Raw genomic sequence first — 15,220 nt, forward strand, 5'->3', positions numbered from 1 at the left:
GCTGCTGTTTAGGCCAACCCCACCCGTTCGCATCGAGCGAAGTCGAGATGCCCCTCGGGCTAGGCGCAACCTCGATGAGTGTCTCGACTTCGCTCGACACGAACGGGAATAGAGGACGGTCCGCTCCCCACCCCATACCGGCCGGTCGCGTTAGTTGCCGTCGGTCCGCGCCGGTTCGCGCGGGGGTGCTTTCACCACGGGGGGCACCACGACCTTGGGCTGTGCGGGCGCTTTCGTCTGCGGTGGCGCCTTGGGCGCAGCGCCGTTTTCGGGCGGTCGCCGGCCCGTCTGCTCCTCGATCCACTGCTGGTTGAGCACCGGCCCGTCGTCCTGCGGCGGCGCCGCCGGCGGGGCATCGCCCTGCGGCGGGCGGCTGTCATAGGGAAGCTCGATCGGCATGCCATTCTCGTCGGTCAGTCCGCCGCCGCCTTCTTCGGGGGCGCCGAAATAGGCGTCATCCTCTTCCTCGAGCTGCCATTCGGGCAGCTTGACCTCGGTATCGAAGGCCTCGACCGGGCGCCGCGCGACCGCGACGCGCATGAAGTCGGCAAAGGCCTTGGCCGGCGCACGGCCGCCCTGCAGCCCGCCGACGGGTTTCGCATCGTCGCGGCCCATCCAGACGCCGGTGGTGATGCCGCTCGAAAAACCGAGGAACCAGCCGTCCTTGTTGCTCGACGTCGTGCCGGTCTTGCCCGCGACGGGGCGCCCGATCTGCGCCGCCCTACCGGTACCGGTCGCAACCGCGGTCTGCAGGAGGTCGGTGATGCCCGCGGCGACCCAATTGTCGACCAGCACCTGCCCGCGCTCCGCCGGGCGCTGGTAGAGCAGGCGGCCGTCGGCAGTGGTGACCTTGGTGATGCCATAGGGCTGCACCGACACGCCCTTGCGCGCCACCGCGGCGAAGGCGGCGGTCATGTCGATCGCGCGCACCTCGGCGCTGCCGAGCACCATCGACGGGTGGGTGTTGACCGGCGTCGTGATCCCGAAGCGGCGCGCCATGTTGGCGACCGCCGAAAAGCCGACCTCGTCGCCCAGTTTCGCCGCGACGGTGTTGACCGAATAGGCGAAAGCGGTGCGCAGCGTCATCGCACCCGAAAAGCGCCCCGACGAGTTGCGTGGGCTCCAGCCGTTGATCGTCACCGGTTCGTCGACCACTTCGTCGTCGACCTTATAGCCCGATTCGAGCGCCGCCATATAGACGAACAATTTCCACGCCGACCCCGGCTGGCGCAGCGCCTGCGTCGCGCGGTTGTAGTTCGAGGTGACATAGTCGGTGCCACCGATCATCGCGCGCACCGCGCCGTCACGGTCGAGCGCGACCAGCGCGCCCTGCACGCCCTTCGGCACATTGGCTTGGATCGACGCGGTCGCCGCGCGCTGCATGCCCAAATCGATTGTCGTATAGACGTCGAGCGCCTCGCTGCCCTCGTCGATCAGCATGTCGAGCTGCGGCAGCGCCCAGTCGGTGAAATAGCGCGCGCTGTTCTGACCCGTTTCCGCCGCCAGCTGGACGTTGGCAGGTTCGGCGCTATCCGCCTGTGCCTGCGTGATTACCCCCGCGTCGACCATGACGTCCAGCACGACCCCGGCGCGGCCCAGCGCCGCTTGCGCGTCGGCGGTCGGCGAATAGCGCGACGGCGCCTTGACCAGCCCCGCTACCACCGCCGCCTCCGAGAGAGACATTTCGGTCGCGCTATGCCCGAAGAAGCGCCGCGAGGCGGCGTCGATGCCATAGCTGCCGCCGCCGAAATAAACCTTGTTGAGATAGAGTTCGAGCAGTTCGTCCTTCGAGAATTTCCATTCGAGCGCCAGCGCGAGGACCATTTCGCGCATCTTGCGCGTCCAGGTGTAGCTGTTCGACAGGAAGATGTTGCGCGCGAGCTGCTGGGTGATCGTCGAGGCGCCCTGCAGGCGGCGGCCGCTGCCGCGATTCTTCACCGCGACCGCCGCAGCGCGTGCCATCCCGACGGGATCGACCCCGGGATGATAGCGGAAGCGCCGGTCCTCGACCGCGACCATCGCGTCCTGCATCACCTGCGGCGTCTCGCGCAGGGTCAGCCAGCGGCCGTAATTCGGCCCGAGCGACAGGAAGACCGTCCCGTCGGCGGCGTGGATGCGGATCGTCTGGCCGGCGGGCGATTTCTTGAGCTCCTCGAAGCTCGGGATACGCTGCACCGCGATGCCGACCGCGACCGCGACCGCGACCGCGCCGACGAGCGCGAGGCCGAGTCCCCAGCGGAACAGGCGGCGCAGCCAGACGCGCCAGCGCGGCGGCTCGCCATTCGGGGACGCGCCGCTGCCTTTGCCCGCAGATGATGATTTACCCGACGATGCCTGCTGTCGTTCGCGGCGCAAAGCGTTATTTTCCTTCCCTCGCCGCGCCCTGTCTGCGGCCCTTCATCGTCAGCCCCCCGGCGAAGGGGTTCAGTCCTTGCCGGTGCTTGCGTCATCCTGCCCGCGGTCCGCGAAGTCAAGCGCCGCGCTGTTGATGCAATAGCGCAGCCCGGTCGGCCCGGGGCCGTCGGGGAAGACGTGGCCGAGATGGCCTTCGCACGTCGCGCAGCGCACTTCGGTGCGCACCATGCCGTGGCTGGTATCGCTGAGTTCCCTGACCGCCGCACCCTCGGCCGGTGCGGTATAGCTCGGCCAGCCCGAACCGCTGTCATATTTGGTGCGGCTGTCGAACAACGGCGCGCCGCAGCCGGCGCAGCGGTACATGCCGTCACCCTTGTGGTCGGTATATTTGCCCGTGAAGGCGCGTTCGGTGCCGCCCTCGCGCAGCACATGGTGCGCCATCGGGTCGAGGGTCTTTTCGGGGTTCGGATCGGTCATGCGGAAAAAACTCCTTTTCAGGCGTCCCGATCCCGGGACCGCCGTCGTTGCCGATAATATCGGACCGAAAGCGCCCGGCGGCAAGGGGAAGCCGCTCAAGCGCCCCGGATGCGCGTTGCGTGCGATACCCATTGCACGAGCCGCGGCAGCAAGGCTGCGAGCGAGATCACACCGCCAGCGAGATACGGATTTTCACCCGCGCGCCAGACGATATTCGCGAGCGCGAAGGGGCGCGCCATGCGGCTTGCCAACCGCCGCTGGAAAGCGGGCGCGGCACAGGGGCCGCCGCGACGCCATGCCGCCACCGCCGCAGCGGCGCTGGCAAAGGCAAGGCCCATGCCCTCGCCCGCAAGGCTGGGGATGACCCCCGCCTGATCGCCGAGGCGGAAGAGGCCGGCTTCGCCGCTCTGCGCGCGCCAGCCATAGGGGACATGGCCGATCGCATCGACATTGTGCGTCCAGTCGGCGTGCGCCAGCCGCGCGCCGAGCGCCGGATGCGCGTCACCGAGCGCACGGAGCAGCGCGGCGGGATCGCCTCCCGCCGCGTCGAGCCGCGATTTATGCGCGGCGAGGCAAAGATTGCCGCTGCCGTCCTCCTGCCGCACCAGCCCGGCATAGCCGCGATCGAACAGGTGAAGCTCGACCGCGTCGCCGACCAGCCGGTCGAGCGCCGGGTGGGCGGGGAGCCGGAGGCGCAGGCCGATCACCGGGTCGCGGCGTTGCCATGCGGCGGGATCGCGGGGGAATCCCCGAAAGCCATGCTTGCCCGCGGCGAGGAACAGCGACGGCGCGGCGAGGCTGGCGCCGTCGCGCGTCTGCACGGCGCCGTCACCGATCGCGGTGGCATGGACGCCGCGTTCGAGGCCGGCGCCGGCGCGCTCGGCCGCCGCCTGCAGCGCGGTGTCGAGCCGGCGGCGCGAAACCCCGAGCGCGGGCGCGGGCAGCATCGTTTCGCTGCGGCGTGTGCCCGCGAATAGGCGCACCCGCGCGACCGGCTGGCCCCCGAGCAAAGCGGGGTCGATGCCGAGACCCTCCAGGCGCGCGAGCGATTGCCAGCTCAGGAAGCCGCCGCACAGTGCATCGCCGGTTTCGCGCGACCGTTCGAGCAGCAGCGGCTTTGCACCCGCGCGCGCCAATCCGATCGCCGCCGCCGACCCCGCGGGCCCGGCGCCGATCACGATCGCCTCGCTCACCGGATCCGCTCGACGCAGAGCCGGTAGGGAAAGCTGCGGAAGATCCGGCACGCGCCGGCGCTTTCGGGCAGCGCCGCCGCGAGCATCGCCTGCCATTCGGCGCGGCGGAAGCTGCGCCCGACCGACAATTGCCCGTCGCGCCGCACGATCGGGTCGGCGAGCGCCAGCACCGCGAGCAGCGGAAAGCCCATGAAGGGCAGGCGCTGGCGGTGGAGGTCGTTGACCAGCCAGCCGCGCGCGCTTTCGGCCTCCATGAAGCGCAGAAACCCGGTGCGCTGCGTCGGCGTCATATGATGGGTGACGAGGCTGGAGAGGATGATGTCCCACCCCTGCCCCGCCAGATCGCGATAATCACCGGTCACCAGCCGCGCGCGCCCGCCGAGCCGCGCCTCGGCGACCGGCGCGCTTTTGGGGTTGAGGTCGACCCCGGCAAGCTCGAGCGCGACGCCGCGCCGATCGCCCCAACGCGCGATGCGGGCGAGCATGTCCCCGGCACCGAAGCCGACGTCGAGGATGCGCCACGGCCGGCCGCCGGTCCCGCGCGCCCGGACCCGCTCCAGAAAGCCCAGCGTCGGGCGCGGCGCCATGGTCAGCGCGTTGATCCGCGACAGGTCGGCAAGAACCCTGGCATAACGTTCGGGCGGCAGTTCGACCGCATCCATTTCCTCCTCGCGTTCAATTGGCGCGCCAAGGCTCGCGAACGGGTTCATGACGCGGCGAAACGGATCGCTTCGGCGGCAAGGCCGGGGCCGAAAGCGATCGCAATCCCCTGCCCCGTCGCGCCGCGCGCCATCATGTCGGCAAGGACGAAGAGGATCGTCGCCGACGACATATTGCCGAAGCGCGACAGCACTGAACGGCTGTCGGCGAGCGCTTCGGGGCGAACCGCAAGCGCATGTTCGACCGCGTCGAGCACCGACCGGCCGCCGGCATGCACCGCGAGCAGCGGCGGCGGTCCCGTGTCGCCGAACAGCAGCTGCTGCGCGCCGGGGGCCGCGAGCGCGTCGCGCAGCCGCGCCGGCACCTCGCCCGACAGGACCATTTCGAACCCCTTGTCGCCGATGTCCCAGCGAATGAGATCCGCGCTCTCGTCCAGCGCGAGGCTCGTCCCTTCGCCGAGCTCCATGCCGCCCGGGGCGGCCGACACGATCCCTGCGGCGGCGCCGTCGCTGAATTGCAGCATCGCGAGCAGCGGTTCGGGCTGGTCGGCGAGGCTGAGGTGGAGCGTCGACAGTTCGACGCTGACGACGAGCACGACCGCCTCGCGGTCGGATCGCACGATATGGCGCGCGGTGCGCAGCGCGGTGATCCCGGCGTAACAGCCCATGAAGCCGATCAGCACGCGCTCGACGGTGGCGGACAGGCCGAGCCGCCGGGCAAGGATCTGGTCGATCCCCGGCGCGACGAAGCCGGTGCAACTCGCCGCGACAATATGGGTGATGCGCCCCGGATCGAAGGTGTCGCCGAGCGCCGCAATCGCCTGCATCGCAAGATCGGGCGCGTGCCGCGCATAGGCCGCCATCCGCGCCGAGGTCGGCGGCAGGCCGGGAACGTCGTAAAAGCCGCCGGGCGCAACCGGCGAGCCGCCGTCGGGCGTCGGCGGTAGCACCGACCAGCGATGCTCGATCCCCGACCGCGCCGCCATCCGCGCGAAGAGGGCGCGCAGGCGCGTATCGGCAAGGCGCGGCGTCGCCCAGTCGATGAACGGCCGGTGGATGTCGTGATCCGGGACAGCGGTGGCGAGGGCGTTCAGCCGGACGGGCGGCGGGGAGCTGTTCATCGCGCGGGTGTGACCCAAAAGCAGGGGGCTGGCCAGCGAATTGGCGCCGCGCCGGCTTTACGCAAGCTTAACCATGAAATGATAGGCGCAGGTCTGTGAAAATGCGCCTTTTCCTTTGTCTGGCCCTGTTCGCCCTGTTCGCCCTGCCGTCCGCGGCGACGGCGCAGTGCCTGCTCTGCGCCCCGGACGCGGCGAAGGGCGCGGCATCGACTCGCAAGGCCGAAACGCCGCTGCGCATCGATGTCGAAACCCAGCTCGACATGGGCCGCGTCGCGGTCGGCGCGACGGGCGGTACGATCGAGGTCGATCCGGTGTCGGGCGTGCGCCGCCTCGGCGGCGATGTCGTCGACCTCGGCGGCTTTGCGCTGACCGGCACCGTCACGGTGCGAGGCGAGCCGGGCGCCGAGGTGCGCGTGATCCTGCCCGCGACGATCGAACTCGAAGGGGGCAATGGCCGCCGCGCGCGCGTCACCGGCCTTGCCACCGACCTTGCGGCGGCACCGCGGCTCGGTCCCGACGGGCGCCTGCAATTCCGTTTCGGCGGCCGGCTGCAGGTCGCGGCGCTCGACGACGGAGATTATCGCGGGCGGATTCCGGTGACGGTCGAATATCAATAGCGCGCCAGCCGGGCGTTGACACCGGCCCATATTTTCGCTGATAGGGACCGTAACGGGCCGACGCGGACGCCCGTTCAGACGGTGTCCGTCCAAGTCCGCTCCATCCCGCCGCATCTGCGGCGCACGGAGCGTTTATGGCCACCGACCAATTTCCCGAATCTCGTCCATCGCAGCTCGGCCTCGCGGCGCTGTTCCTGAAATTCCTCCGCTTCGGCGCTCTCGCTTTCGGCGGCCCGGTCGCGCAGATCGCGATGATCCGGCAGGCGCTGGTCGAGGAGGAGCGCTGGATCGACCCGGCACGCTTCAACCGCCTGCTTGCAGTGCTGCAAGTCCTGCCCGGACCCGAAGCGCATGAACTGTGCGTGCACCTTGGCATGGTGGCGCGGGGCCGGATCGGCGGTTTGCTCGCGGGGCTGGGCTTCATGCTGCCCGGCCTCGTACTGATGCTGCTGGCGGGATGGCTCTATACGACATGGGTCACTGGTCACGCGGGGCTATCGGGCGTGCTGCTGGGGGTGCAGGTCGCCGTGCTGGCGATCATTCTGCGCGCCGTCGTCAGGATCGGCCAGCATATCGTCGAGGACTGGCTGCTCGGGGCGATCGCAGCCGCCTGCCTGCTCGCGACGCTGGCGGGCGTACCGTTCTGGATCCCGCTCGTCGCCGGCGGGCTGGTCTATGCCAGCTCGCATCGGCCGATGCTGGCGGCGATAACCTTGGCTGCGGCGGTCGCGGTCGCCTTCGCCGCGCGCCTGATCGCCATGCCCGGTGCGGACGCCGCGATCGCGACGGGAGCGCCGGTGACGCTCGCCGCGCTGTTCGTCGCTGGCCTGAAGGGCGGGCTACTGACCTTCGGCGGCGCCTATACGGCGATTCCCTATGTTCGCGCCGACACGGTGGGGCGCGGCTGGATCGGCGATGCGACCTTTCTCGACGGGATCGCGCTGGCCGGCGTGCTGCCGGCGCCGCTCGTCATCTTCGCGACCTTCGTCGGTTATGTCGCCGGCGGGGTCGGCGGCGCGCTCGCGATCACCGCGGGGATGTTCCTGCCCGCCTTCGCCTTTTCGCTGATCCTGTTCGAGCGGCTGGAGGCGATGGTCGAAAATCCGGCGCTCCACCGGATATTGGCGGGTGTCGCGGCGGCGGTCGTCGGCATCATCGCCGCGACCTTCTTCCAGCTCGGCGCGGCGACCGGCGCGCGCGTCCCCGACACTCTCCTTGCCGTGCTGCTCTTCGCTCTGGCGCTGGCGGCCGTCTGGCGGTTGAAGGGGGCGTGGGTCACCCCGGCTGTCGTCGCGGGCGGGGCCGTTGCCGGCTGGCTGCTCCTGTAGATGTCTAGGGTCCGTACTCAATTACGGCGGCGTCGAGGTTTGAAGCAAAATGGCCCAGTGCGAGGAGAGAGGGCGAAGTAATATGTCGATATTTCAAGCCTTCTCGACGAAGCAATGGGCCATTTTGATCAAATCCCTGCGGGACGCCCAAATGGCTTCCATCTCGGTCCGAAAGCCGCTTGGAAAGGCCACCAGCCTTCCCGGCGCGTCTTTCGGCCCGAGTTGTTCGCCATTTGGGCGCCTCGACGCAGCTGTAATTGAGTACGGACCCTAGTCCCGCGATCCGAACAGCGCCGTCCCGACACGGACATGCGTCGCGCCGAGCATGACCGCGGTTTCGTAATCGCCGCTCATCCCCATCGAGCGCAGCGGCAGGCCGTGGCGCTCGGCGAGTTCGTCGAGCAGCGCGAAATAGGGCGCGGGTTCGAGTTCGGCGGGCGGGATCGCCATCAGCCCTTCGATCTTCAGCCCGGCTTCTGTTGCTTCCGCCAGCAACCCCGGAAGATCGGCGACCGCGCAGCCGCCCTTCTGCTCCTCGTCGCCGATATTGACCTGGACGAACAATAGCGGCTGCCGCCCGACCTTAGCACAGGCCTTGCCGAGCGCCTGTACCAGCGAGGAGCGGTCGACCGAATGGATCGCGTCGAACAGCAGCGCCGCTTCCTCGGCCTTGTTCGACTGGAGCTGGCCGATCAGGTGGAGCGCGATGCCGGGCGTTTCGCGCTGCAGCGCGGGCCATTTCGCCGCGGCTTCCTGCACCCGGTTCTCACCGAAGTGGCGCTGGCCCGCCGCGATCAGCGGACGGATCGCGTCCGCGTCGTGGGTCTTGGACACGGCGATCAAGGTGACGTCGCCTGCGCGCCGCTGCGCGCGGCTTGCCGCGCCCGCGATGGCCGCCTCGACACCGGCCAGCCTGTCTGCCGCTTCGCTCATAAATCATCCTGCCTCGGCGGCGCGTTGCGTGCGCCCGCGACGCGCCTATAGAAAGCGCGATGACCGGGCGCCACCCCCTGCCGAGCCAATGGCTGTTCAGCGACGAACGGATCGCGGAAGATATGGCGGCGCTGGCGGCGCGATTGCCGCCCGGCAGCGGTATCGTGCTGCGCCACGACGGCCTCGCGAAGGGGCCGCGCTGGCGCCTCGCACGGCGGCTGATGCGCCTCGCGCGGGCGCGGCGGCTGGTGCTGCTGTTCGCCGGATCGCCTGCCGAAGCTAGGCGCTGGGGCATGGACGGCGTCCACCTGCGCCAGCACTTGGCCCGCGACGCAGCGCGCGCGCGCCGGCTCGGCCTGATCCTCACCATGCCGGTCCACGACGCGCGCGAGGCGCGCCGCGCGCGCCGCGCCGGGGCAGATGCGGTCTTCATCTCGCCGCTCCACCCGACACGCTCGCATCCGGGTGCCCCCGCGCTCGGCGTGGCGGCGTGGCTGCGGCTCGCGCGGACGGCGGGGGCCCAGCCGGTTGCGTTGGGCGGAATGACCCCGGGACGCGCGCGCCAACTCAAACGCGCGGGCGGGATGCCGGGCTGGGCCGCGATCGATGCATGGGTGGAAAAAGGGGCGAAGAAAGATTGCGGGCGGAAGCGGCCACTCTCTCCATCGTCACCCCGGACTTGATCCGGGGTCCATGACTTCGGCGCTGTAGTGGATCCCGGATCAAGTCCGGGATGACGAATTATATCAGAATGACCTTGCTTTACCTTAGAAGCGGAACGCGGTTCCGACGTAGACCGCCTGGCTGTCGCGCCGCGAATCGGTCAGCGGCTCGACGCGGTCGTCGCTGCGATAGCGAACGCCGGCGGTGACATCGATATTCTTGGTCAGGCGATAGCTGCTGACGACATCGACCGTCTGGTCGTTGCCCGGCGCGGTGAGGCGGTCGGTCGCGCCGGCGGGATCGCTCGGCCGCGTCAGCATCTTCGTCGCGAAGCGCGACTTCTTCTCGGCCTGTTCGGGCGCGCGTGCGACCGGCAGGTTCCTGAGGTCGGTTCCGCGCGGGAGCTGCGGCGTGACGAATTTCTCGAACCCGACCGAAGCGCCGAGGTTATACGCGACCGGCGCGATCGCGACCGGGGTGGTGCGGCCGCTGGCGATGGCCGCGGTGCGCGCCGCGCTCGAGCTGTCGTCGCGCGAGCGAATCACGACGGTGATCGCGCGGTTCTTGCGGCTGTCGTCGGTGATCGCGGGGGTGAAGATGAAGCTGCGGCGCGCTTCCGCCGACATCTTGGAATAACGCGCGATCAGGCGCGGGTCGCCCGAAGCCGGGGTGAACTGGCCGAGCAATGTTTCGGAAAGGGCGGTGTCACGGATGCGGTCGGCACGCGTCATCGCCGCCAGTGCCGGCGGCAACGCAAGCGAAATCGCCGCCGCAGCGACGAGACCGGCTTTCCAAAAATGTCGCGGTTTCCGCGCCATTGCTCTGCGACTCCATCCCCAATCGAGTCGGAGATAGGACGAGTCCGGCGATATTTCCAGTGATTCCATACCGATTAATCGCACAAGGCCAGCTTTTCACCGAGTTGTTGCGCGATGATCACAGTTTCGCGCCCGCATGAGCGGTGCATGAATGGCCGCGAGCGCAAAATTGCCGCGCTTGCCGGACGGCGGCAAGAGCGATAGAGACGCTGGAAATTCCCGTATGCGCGGCCGGATTTTCTTCTGCCCGGCGGCGCCCAAGATAAGGTATTTCGGCATGTTCAAGCTTTCGGTTCTTGCCACGTCCGGTCGCGGTCCGGCCACGCTCGCGCTGCTCGGCGTCGCGGCGCTCGGCCTTGCGGGCTGCGGCGGCGGCAAGGAACGGCCGCGTGCCGATCTGGCCGCGAGCCAGGTGACGACGATCGGCGTCAACGCCTATCTGTGGCGCGCCTCGCTCGATGCCCTGTCGTTCATGCCCCTGCTTTCGTCCGATTCGTCGGGCGGCGTCATCATCACCGACTGGTACGCCAATCCCCAGAATCCGGGCGAGCGGCTGAAGGTGACGGTGTCGATCCTCGATCGCGACCTGCGCGCCGACGCACTGCGCGTCGCCGCGTCGCGTCAGGTGTCGCAGGGCGGCGTATGGGTCGATGCGCCGGTGCAGGCGGCAACGGTGCAGAAGCTCGAGGAAATCATCCTCACCCGCGCCCGCGACCTGCGCCGCGGCGCCATCGAAGGCTGATCCAGAGGCGCGGATCGCGCCAGACTAGACAAAACGGGGTAGCAGAAAAATGACCCGCGAAACGCGCTTTGGCGCTTTGGCTGCCGATGCCCGCTGGCAGGCGGCATGGGACGCCGCAAACAGCTTTGCGACCAATGAATCGGGCGACAAGCCGAAGGCCTATATCCTCGAGATGTTCCCCTATCCGTCGGGGCGCATCCATATGGGGCATGTCCGCAACTATGCGATGGGCGATGTGCTGGCGCGCTTCAAGCGCATGACCGGGCACGACGTCCTGCACCCGATGGGCTGGGACGCGTTCGGCATGCCCGCCGAAAATGCGGCGATGGAAAAGGGCGTCCATCCCGGCGGCTGGACGCGCGACAATATCGCGGCGATGCGCGGCCAGTTGAAACGCCTCGGCCTCGCGATCGACTGGAGCCGCGAGCTCGCGACCTGCGAACCCGATTATTACGGGCAGGAGCAGGCGCTGTTCCTCGACCTGTTTGCGGCAGGACTGGTCACGCGCAAGGAAAGCTACGTCAACTGGGACCCGGTCGACATGACCGTGCTCGCCAACGAGCAGGTGATCGACGGCCGCGGCTGGCGCTCGGGGGCGCTGGTCGAGAAGAAGAAATTGTCGCAGTGGTTTTTGAAGATCACCGACTTTGCCGACGAACTGCTCGAAGGGCTGGGCGGCCTCGATAGCTGGCCCGACAAGGTCCGCCTGATGCAGGAAAACTGGATCGGCAAGTCGCAAGGGCTGGAGTTCAGCTTCAAGCTGGCCGGCGGCGCGGTCGGTTTCGACGTGTTCACGACGCGTCCCGACACGCTCTATGGCGCGAGCTTCGCGGCGATCTCGCCCGACCATCCGCTCGCTGAAAAACTCGCGAAGGATTCGCCCGAGCTGACGGCGTTCATCGAGGAATGCCGGCGTCAGGGCACCGCGGCCGAACAGATCGACACCGCCGAGAAGCTGGGTTTCGACACCGGCATTTCGGTCGAGCATCCGCTCGATCCCAACTGGCACCTGCCCGTCTGGGTCGTGAACTATGTGCTGATGGATTACGGCACCGGCGCGATCTTCGGCTGCCCGGCGCACGACCAGCGCGACCTCGATTTCTCGCGCAAATATGGCCTGCCCGTCCATCGCGTCATCGCCGACGGCGACGAGACGGGGCAGGTTTTCCACGGCGACGAGGCCTATGTCGGCCCCGGCAAGCTGGTGAACAGCCATTTCCTCGACGGGATGACGATCGACGAAGCGAAGGCCACCGTGATCGCGCGCGCCGAGCATGAGGGCTGGGGCAAGGGCACGACAGTGTGGCGCCTCCGCGACTGGGGCGTCTCACGCCAGCGCTATTGGGGCACGCCGATCCCGTTCATCCATTGCGATGCCTGCGGGCTGGTACCGGTGCCGAAGAGCCAGCTCCCCGTCGTGCTGCCCGAGGACGCCGATTTCTCGGTCCCCGGCAATCCGCTCGACCGCCATCCGACCTGGAAGCATGTCGCCTGCCCGTCGTGCGGCGGCGACGCGGTGCGCGAGACCGACACGCTCGACACTTTCGTCGATTCGAGCTGGTATTTCCTGCGTTTCGCGTCGGCCCCCGCGGACAAGCCCTTCGATCTCGAGGTGATCCGCCGCTGGCTGCCCGTCGACCAGTATATCGGCGGTATCGAACATGCGATCCTCCACCTGCTCTATGCGCGCTTCTGGACGCGCGCGCTCAACAAGCTCGGGATGATCGACATCAAGGAGCCGTTCGCCAGCTTGTTCACACAGGGCATGGTGACGCACGAAACCTACAGCCGCGCGCAGGGCGAAGGCCTGCCGCCGCTGTTCTTCACTCCCGACGAGATCGCCCGCACCGCCGATGGCGCGACGCTCGAAGCCGATGGCGCGCCGGTCGATGTCGGCCGCGTGATCAAGATGTCGAAGTCGAAGAAGAATGTCGTCGATCCCGACGCCATCCTCGACCAATATGGCGCCGACGCGGTGCGCTGGTTCATGCTCTCCGACAGCCCGCCCGAACGCGACCTGCCGTGGAGCGAGGCGGGCATCGAGGGCGCGTGGCGCTTCGTCCAGCGGCTATGGCGGCTGTTCGGCGATACCGACAATAGCGGCGACGGCGGCGAGGATATGAGCCTCGCGCGCAAACTGCACCAGACGATCGCCGGCGTTGCCGCCGACGTCGAGGCTTTGGGCTTCAACAAGGCGGTGGCGAAAATCCATGCGCTCGCGAACGAGATCGAAAAGGCAAAGCCGTCGGCGACCCGCGCCGAGGCCTGCCGCACGCTCGTCCTGCTCGTCGCGCCGATGATGCCGCACCTTGCCGAAGAGGCATGGGCGGCGCTGCCCGCTGGTCAGCGGACGACGGCGATGATCGCCGATGCGGCGTGGCCCGCCGCCGATCCGGCACTGCTCGTCGATGACGAGGTGACAATCGCCATCCAGATGGCGGGTAAGCTGCGCGATACGATGACGCTCGCCAAAGGCCTCGACAAGGATGCGGTGGAAGCCGCGGCGCTCGCGCGTCCGCGCATCGTCGAGTTGCTCGCGGGCGCGGCGCCGAAGAAGGTGATTGTGGTCCCCGACCGTTTGGTCAATATCGTACCGTAACTAGGGCATCTTTCACTTCCGTTCGCATCGAGCGAAGTCGAGATGCCCATCGTTCAAGCGTGCTCTCGGGGTGTCTCGACTTCGCTCGACACGAACGGGAATAAGGGTTCATAGTGTCCAAGATGCGCAGCCTTCTGATCTCCTCTCTCGTTGCCGCCTCGCTGACTATCGGCGGTTGCGGCCTGCGTCCCTTATACGCGAACGGCAGCAAGGGGGCGGTCGCGACGGTGCTCGCCGATATCGACGTCGCGCCGATCGAGGGACATTCGGGCTGGCTCGTCCGCAACGCGCTGCGCGACCGCTTCGTCGCGACCGAGGGCGGGCGCGGGCAGGGCAAACGGCTGCGGCTCGACGTCCGGCTCGAGGACTCGATCACCGGCTTCGGCGTCCGCGCCGACGATGCGGTGACGCGCGAACGCCGCACCCTGCGCGCGCGCTACCAGCTCGTCGATGCGGCGAGCGGCGAAGTGCTGCTCGATGCGACCGCCGCCGCCGACGCAGGGATCGACGTCGTCGGCAGCGAATATGCGACGATCGCCGCCGAAAGCTCGGCGCTCGAACGGCTCGCCTCGGGGATTGCCGACCAGATCGTCGCGCGCCTTGCGGTCTTCGCCGATCGCGGCGGCGCGGCCCCGGCTGCGGCGCCTGCAACGACGCCGCCATCGCCCTAGCTGGCGATGAAAACCGTCAAACCCGCCGAACTCGAACGCCTCTCGCGCCTCGATCCCGCGGTGCGCTTCACGCTGCTCACCGGCCCTGACGAAGCAACGATGGCGGCCGTCGCCGGGCATCTGATTGGCCTCGCCGGCAAGGATGCCGAACGGCTCGACCTGACGGGCACCCAGCTCGCGCAGGATCCGTCGCTGCTCGCCGCCGAAGCCGCGTCGATGTCGCTGTTTTCCCCCGCGCGGGTGATCCGGCTCGAAATCTCCGGCAGCGGCGACGACAGCGTCGCGGCGGTCGAGGCTTTGCTCGCCGCCGACAATGCGATTAACCCGGTGGTCGCGACCGGCGCGTCGGTCACCGCCAAGTCGAAACTGGTCAAGCTGGTCGAGGGGTCGGACAGCGCGGTCGCCGCCATCTGTTACCAGCCCGACCGGCGCGCGCTGGTCGGCATCGCGATGGGTGCCGCCGAGGAACAGGGGCTGCGCATCGCCAATTCGGAGGCGCAATTGCTCGTCGACCTCGTGTCGGGCGATCAGGCGCTGATGCGGCGCGAGATCGAGAAGATCGCGCTCTATCTCGACGCGGGGCGCGACCGGCAGCGGCAGGTGACCGCCGCCGACATCGCCGCGCTGGGCGCCGCGACGCACGAAGAAGATGTCAGCGAGTGCATCAATGTCGCGCTCGGCGGCAAGGTGCGCGAACTGCCCGTCATGCTGGCGACCGCGGCGGCGGTCGGCGTCGCCGAAATCCGCATCATCCGCGCGCTGGCGATCCGCGCGATGGAGCTCGCCCGGCTGAGGGCAGAGGTCGATGCCGGCGCGCATCCCGCGACCGTCGTGGCCGCGAAGAGCAGCGGCGTCTTCTGGAAAGAACGCGACGCGGTGACGGCGCAGCTCCACATCTGGGATTCGGTGCGCGTCGCGCGGTTGATGAGCCGGCTGCTCGATTGCGAGCGGGCGCTGAAAGCGTCGGGGACCGCGGGCGCGGTGCTGTTCCGCAAGCTGATGACCGACATCGCGCACCAGGCGGCGCGGGCGCGCTGATCCGCA

At 68.7% G+C, this 15,220-nt stretch carries 14 protein-coding genes; 7 read left to right on the forward strand and 7 right to left on the reverse strand.

From position 1 onward, the window contains the following. Positions 1 to 150: 150 nt before the first annotated feature. From AN936_RS20810 to AN936_RS20830, 5 genes are all read right to left on the reverse strand, one after another. The gene (locus tag AN936_RS20810) at positions 151 to 2,355 is read right to left on the reverse strand and encodes a transglycosylase domain-containing protein (RefSeq protein ID WP_054589747.1); all 2,205 of its coding nucleotides are present in this window, start codon (positions 2,353 to 2,355) and stop codon (positions 151 to 153) included. A gap of 69 nt (positions 2,356 to 2,424) precedes the next feature. Continuing rightward, positions 2,425 to 2,832, reverse strand: coding sequence for a peptide-methionine (R)-S-oxide reductase MsrB (msrB, locus tag AN936_RS20815; protein WP_054589748.1), 408 nt, complete (start codon positions 2,830 to 2,832; stop codon positions 2,425 to 2,427). A 95-nt stretch (positions 2,833 to 2,927) separates the two neighbouring features. Beyond that, complete coding sequence (locus AN936_RS20820) at positions 2,928 to 4,025, reverse strand: NAD(P)/FAD-dependent oxidoreductase (protein ID WP_234715666.1); 1,098 nt, start codon at positions 4,023 to 4,025, stop codon at positions 2,928 to 2,930. Next, complete coding sequence (locus AN936_RS20825; protein WP_054589749.1) at positions 4,022 to 4,735, reverse strand: methyltransferase domain-containing protein; 714 nt, start codon at positions 4,733 to 4,735, stop codon at positions 4,022 to 4,024. Before AN936_RS20825 ends, AN936_RS20820 begins: the two co-directional genes overlap by 4 nt. Further along, entirely contained in the window at positions 4,732 to 5,805 is a 1,074-nt protein-coding gene (locus AN936_RS20830) for a type III polyketide synthase (protein ID WP_054590467.1), read from the reverse strand. The genes AN936_RS20825 and AN936_RS20830 overlap by 4 nt, the downstream gene beginning before the upstream one ends. A 101-nt stretch (positions 5,806 to 5,906) precedes the next feature. Between AN936_RS20830 and AN936_RS20835 the strand changes: the two genes are divergently transcribed. Further along, positions 5,907 to 6,422 carry a DUF4402 domain-containing protein gene (locus tag AN936_RS20835; protein ID WP_054589750.1) on the forward strand — a complete coding sequence of 172 codons (516 nt, stop codon included), beginning with the start codon at positions 5,907 to 5,909 and terminating at the stop codon, positions 6,420 to 6,422. Between the two features lie 134 nt (positions 6,423 to 6,556). After that, a complete protein-coding gene (gene chrA / locus AN936_RS20840) occupies positions 6,557 to 7,750 on the forward strand; it encodes a chromate efflux transporter (protein WP_054589751.1) in 1,194 nt (397 codons plus the stop codon). A gap of 270 nt (positions 7,751 to 8,020) precedes the next feature. Here the strand turns inward: chrA and AN936_RS20850 are convergent, their stop codons facing one another. Further along, positions 8,021 to 8,683 carry a YggS family pyridoxal phosphate-dependent enzyme gene (locus AN936_RS20850; RefSeq protein ID WP_054589753.1) on the reverse strand — a complete coding sequence of 221 codons (663 nt, stop codon included), beginning with the start codon at positions 8,681 to 8,683 and terminating at the stop codon, positions 8,021 to 8,023. Between the two features lie 59 nt (positions 8,684 to 8,742). Between AN936_RS20850 and AN936_RS20855 the strand changes: the two genes are divergently transcribed. Next, a complete protein-coding gene (locus tag AN936_RS20855) occupies positions 8,743 to 9,366 on the forward strand; it encodes a thiamine phosphate synthase (protein WP_054589754.1) in 624 nt (207 codons plus the stop codon). Between the two features lie 84 nt (positions 9,367 to 9,450). Here the strand turns inward: AN936_RS20855 and AN936_RS20860 are convergent, their stop codons facing one another. After that, on the reverse strand, positions 9,451 to 10,164 hold the full coding sequence (locus AN936_RS20860; RefSeq protein ID WP_054589755.1) for a hypothetical protein: 714 nt from the start codon (positions 10,162 to 10,164) through the stop codon (positions 9,451 to 9,453). Positions 10,165 to 10,441: 277 nt separating this feature from the next. Between AN936_RS20860 and AN936_RS20865 the strand changes: the two genes are divergently transcribed. The 4 genes from AN936_RS20865 to holA all read left to right on the forward strand — a co-directional run bounded on the left by AN936_RS20865 (position 10,442) and on the right by holA (position 15,214). After that, positions 10,442 to 10,906, forward strand: a complete 465-nt coding sequence (locus AN936_RS20865; protein WP_054590468.1) for a DUF3576 domain-containing protein — start codon at positions 10,442 to 10,444, stop codon at positions 10,904 to 10,906. Between the two features lie 49 nt (positions 10,907 to 10,955). Continuing rightward, on the forward strand, positions 10,956 to 13,505 hold the full coding sequence (leuS, locus tag AN936_RS20870) for a leucine--tRNA ligase (protein WP_054589756.1): 2,550 nt from the start codon (positions 10,956 to 10,958) through the stop codon (positions 13,503 to 13,505). 122 nt (positions 13,506 to 13,627) lie between these two features. Next, the gene (lptE, locus tag AN936_RS20875) at positions 13,628 to 14,176 is read left to right on the forward strand and encodes an LPS assembly lipoprotein LptE (RefSeq protein ID WP_054589757.1); all 549 of its coding nucleotides are present in this window, start codon (positions 13,628 to 13,630) and stop codon (positions 14,174 to 14,176) included. A 6-nt stretch (positions 14,177 to 14,182) separates the two neighbouring features. Beyond that, positions 14,183 to 15,214: a DNA polymerase III subunit delta gene (gene holA, locus AN936_RS20880; RefSeq protein ID WP_054589758.1), complete on the forward strand. Its 1,032-nt coding sequence runs from the start codon at positions 14,183 to 14,185 to the stop codon at positions 15,212 to 15,214. The last annotated feature ends 6 nt before the right edge of the window (positions 15,215 to 15,220 follow it).

Origin of the sequence: Sphingopyxis macrogoltabida, assembly GCF_001307295.1 — a bacterium.
GTDB classification, from domain to species: Bacteria; Pseudomonadota; Alphaproteobacteria; order Sphingomonadales; family Sphingomonadaceae; genus Sphingopyxis; species Sphingopyxis macrogoltabida_B.

Excerpts from the sequence above, each read along its gene's own strand:
- AN936_RS20860 (WP_054589755.1), bottom strand. The coding sequence starts at position 10,164 with ATGGCGCGGAAACCGCGACATTTTTGGAAAGCCGGTCTCGTCGCTGCG.
- leuS (WP_054589756.1), top strand. The coding sequence starts at position 10,956 with ATGACCCGCGAAACGCGCTTTGGCGCTTTGGCTGCCGATGCCCGCTGG.
- msrB (WP_054589748.1), bottom strand. The coding sequence starts at position 2,832 with ATGACCGATCCGAACCCCGAAAAGACCCTCGACCCGATGGCGCACCAT.
- AN936_RS20825 (WP_054589749.1), bottom strand. The coding sequence starts at position 4,735 with ATGAACCCGTTCGCGAGCCTTGGCGCGCCAATTGAACGCGAGGAGGAA.
- AN936_RS20850 (WP_054589753.1), bottom strand. The coding sequence starts at position 8,683 with ATGAGCGAAGCGGCAGACAGGCTGGCCGGTGTCGAGGCGGCCATCGCG.
- AN936_RS20855 (WP_054589754.1), top strand. The coding sequence starts at position 8,743 with ATGACCGGGCGCCACCCCCTGCCGAGCCAATGGCTGTTCAGCGACGAA.
- AN936_RS20835 (WP_054589750.1), top strand. The coding sequence starts at position 5,907 with ATGCGCCTTTTCCTTTGTCTGGCCCTGTTCGCCCTGTTCGCCCTGCCG.
- AN936_RS20830 (WP_054590467.1), bottom strand. The coding sequence starts at position 5,805 with ATGAACAGCTCCCCGCCGCCCGTCCGGCTGAACGCCCTCGCCACCGCT.
- holA (WP_054589758.1), top strand. The coding sequence starts at position 14,183 with ATGAAAACCGTCAAACCCGCCGAACTCGAACGCCTCTCGCGCCTCGAT.
- lptE (WP_054589757.1), top strand. The coding sequence starts at position 13,628 with ATGCGCAGCCTTCTGATCTCCTCTCTCGTTGCCGCCTCGCTGACTATC.
- chrA (WP_054589751.1), top strand. The coding sequence starts at position 6,557 with ATGGCCACCGACCAATTTCCCGAATCTCGTCCATCGCAGCTCGGCCTC.
- AN936_RS20865 (WP_054590468.1), top strand. The coding sequence starts at position 10,442 with ATGTTCAAGCTTTCGGTTCTTGCCACGTCCGGTCGCGGTCCGGCCACG.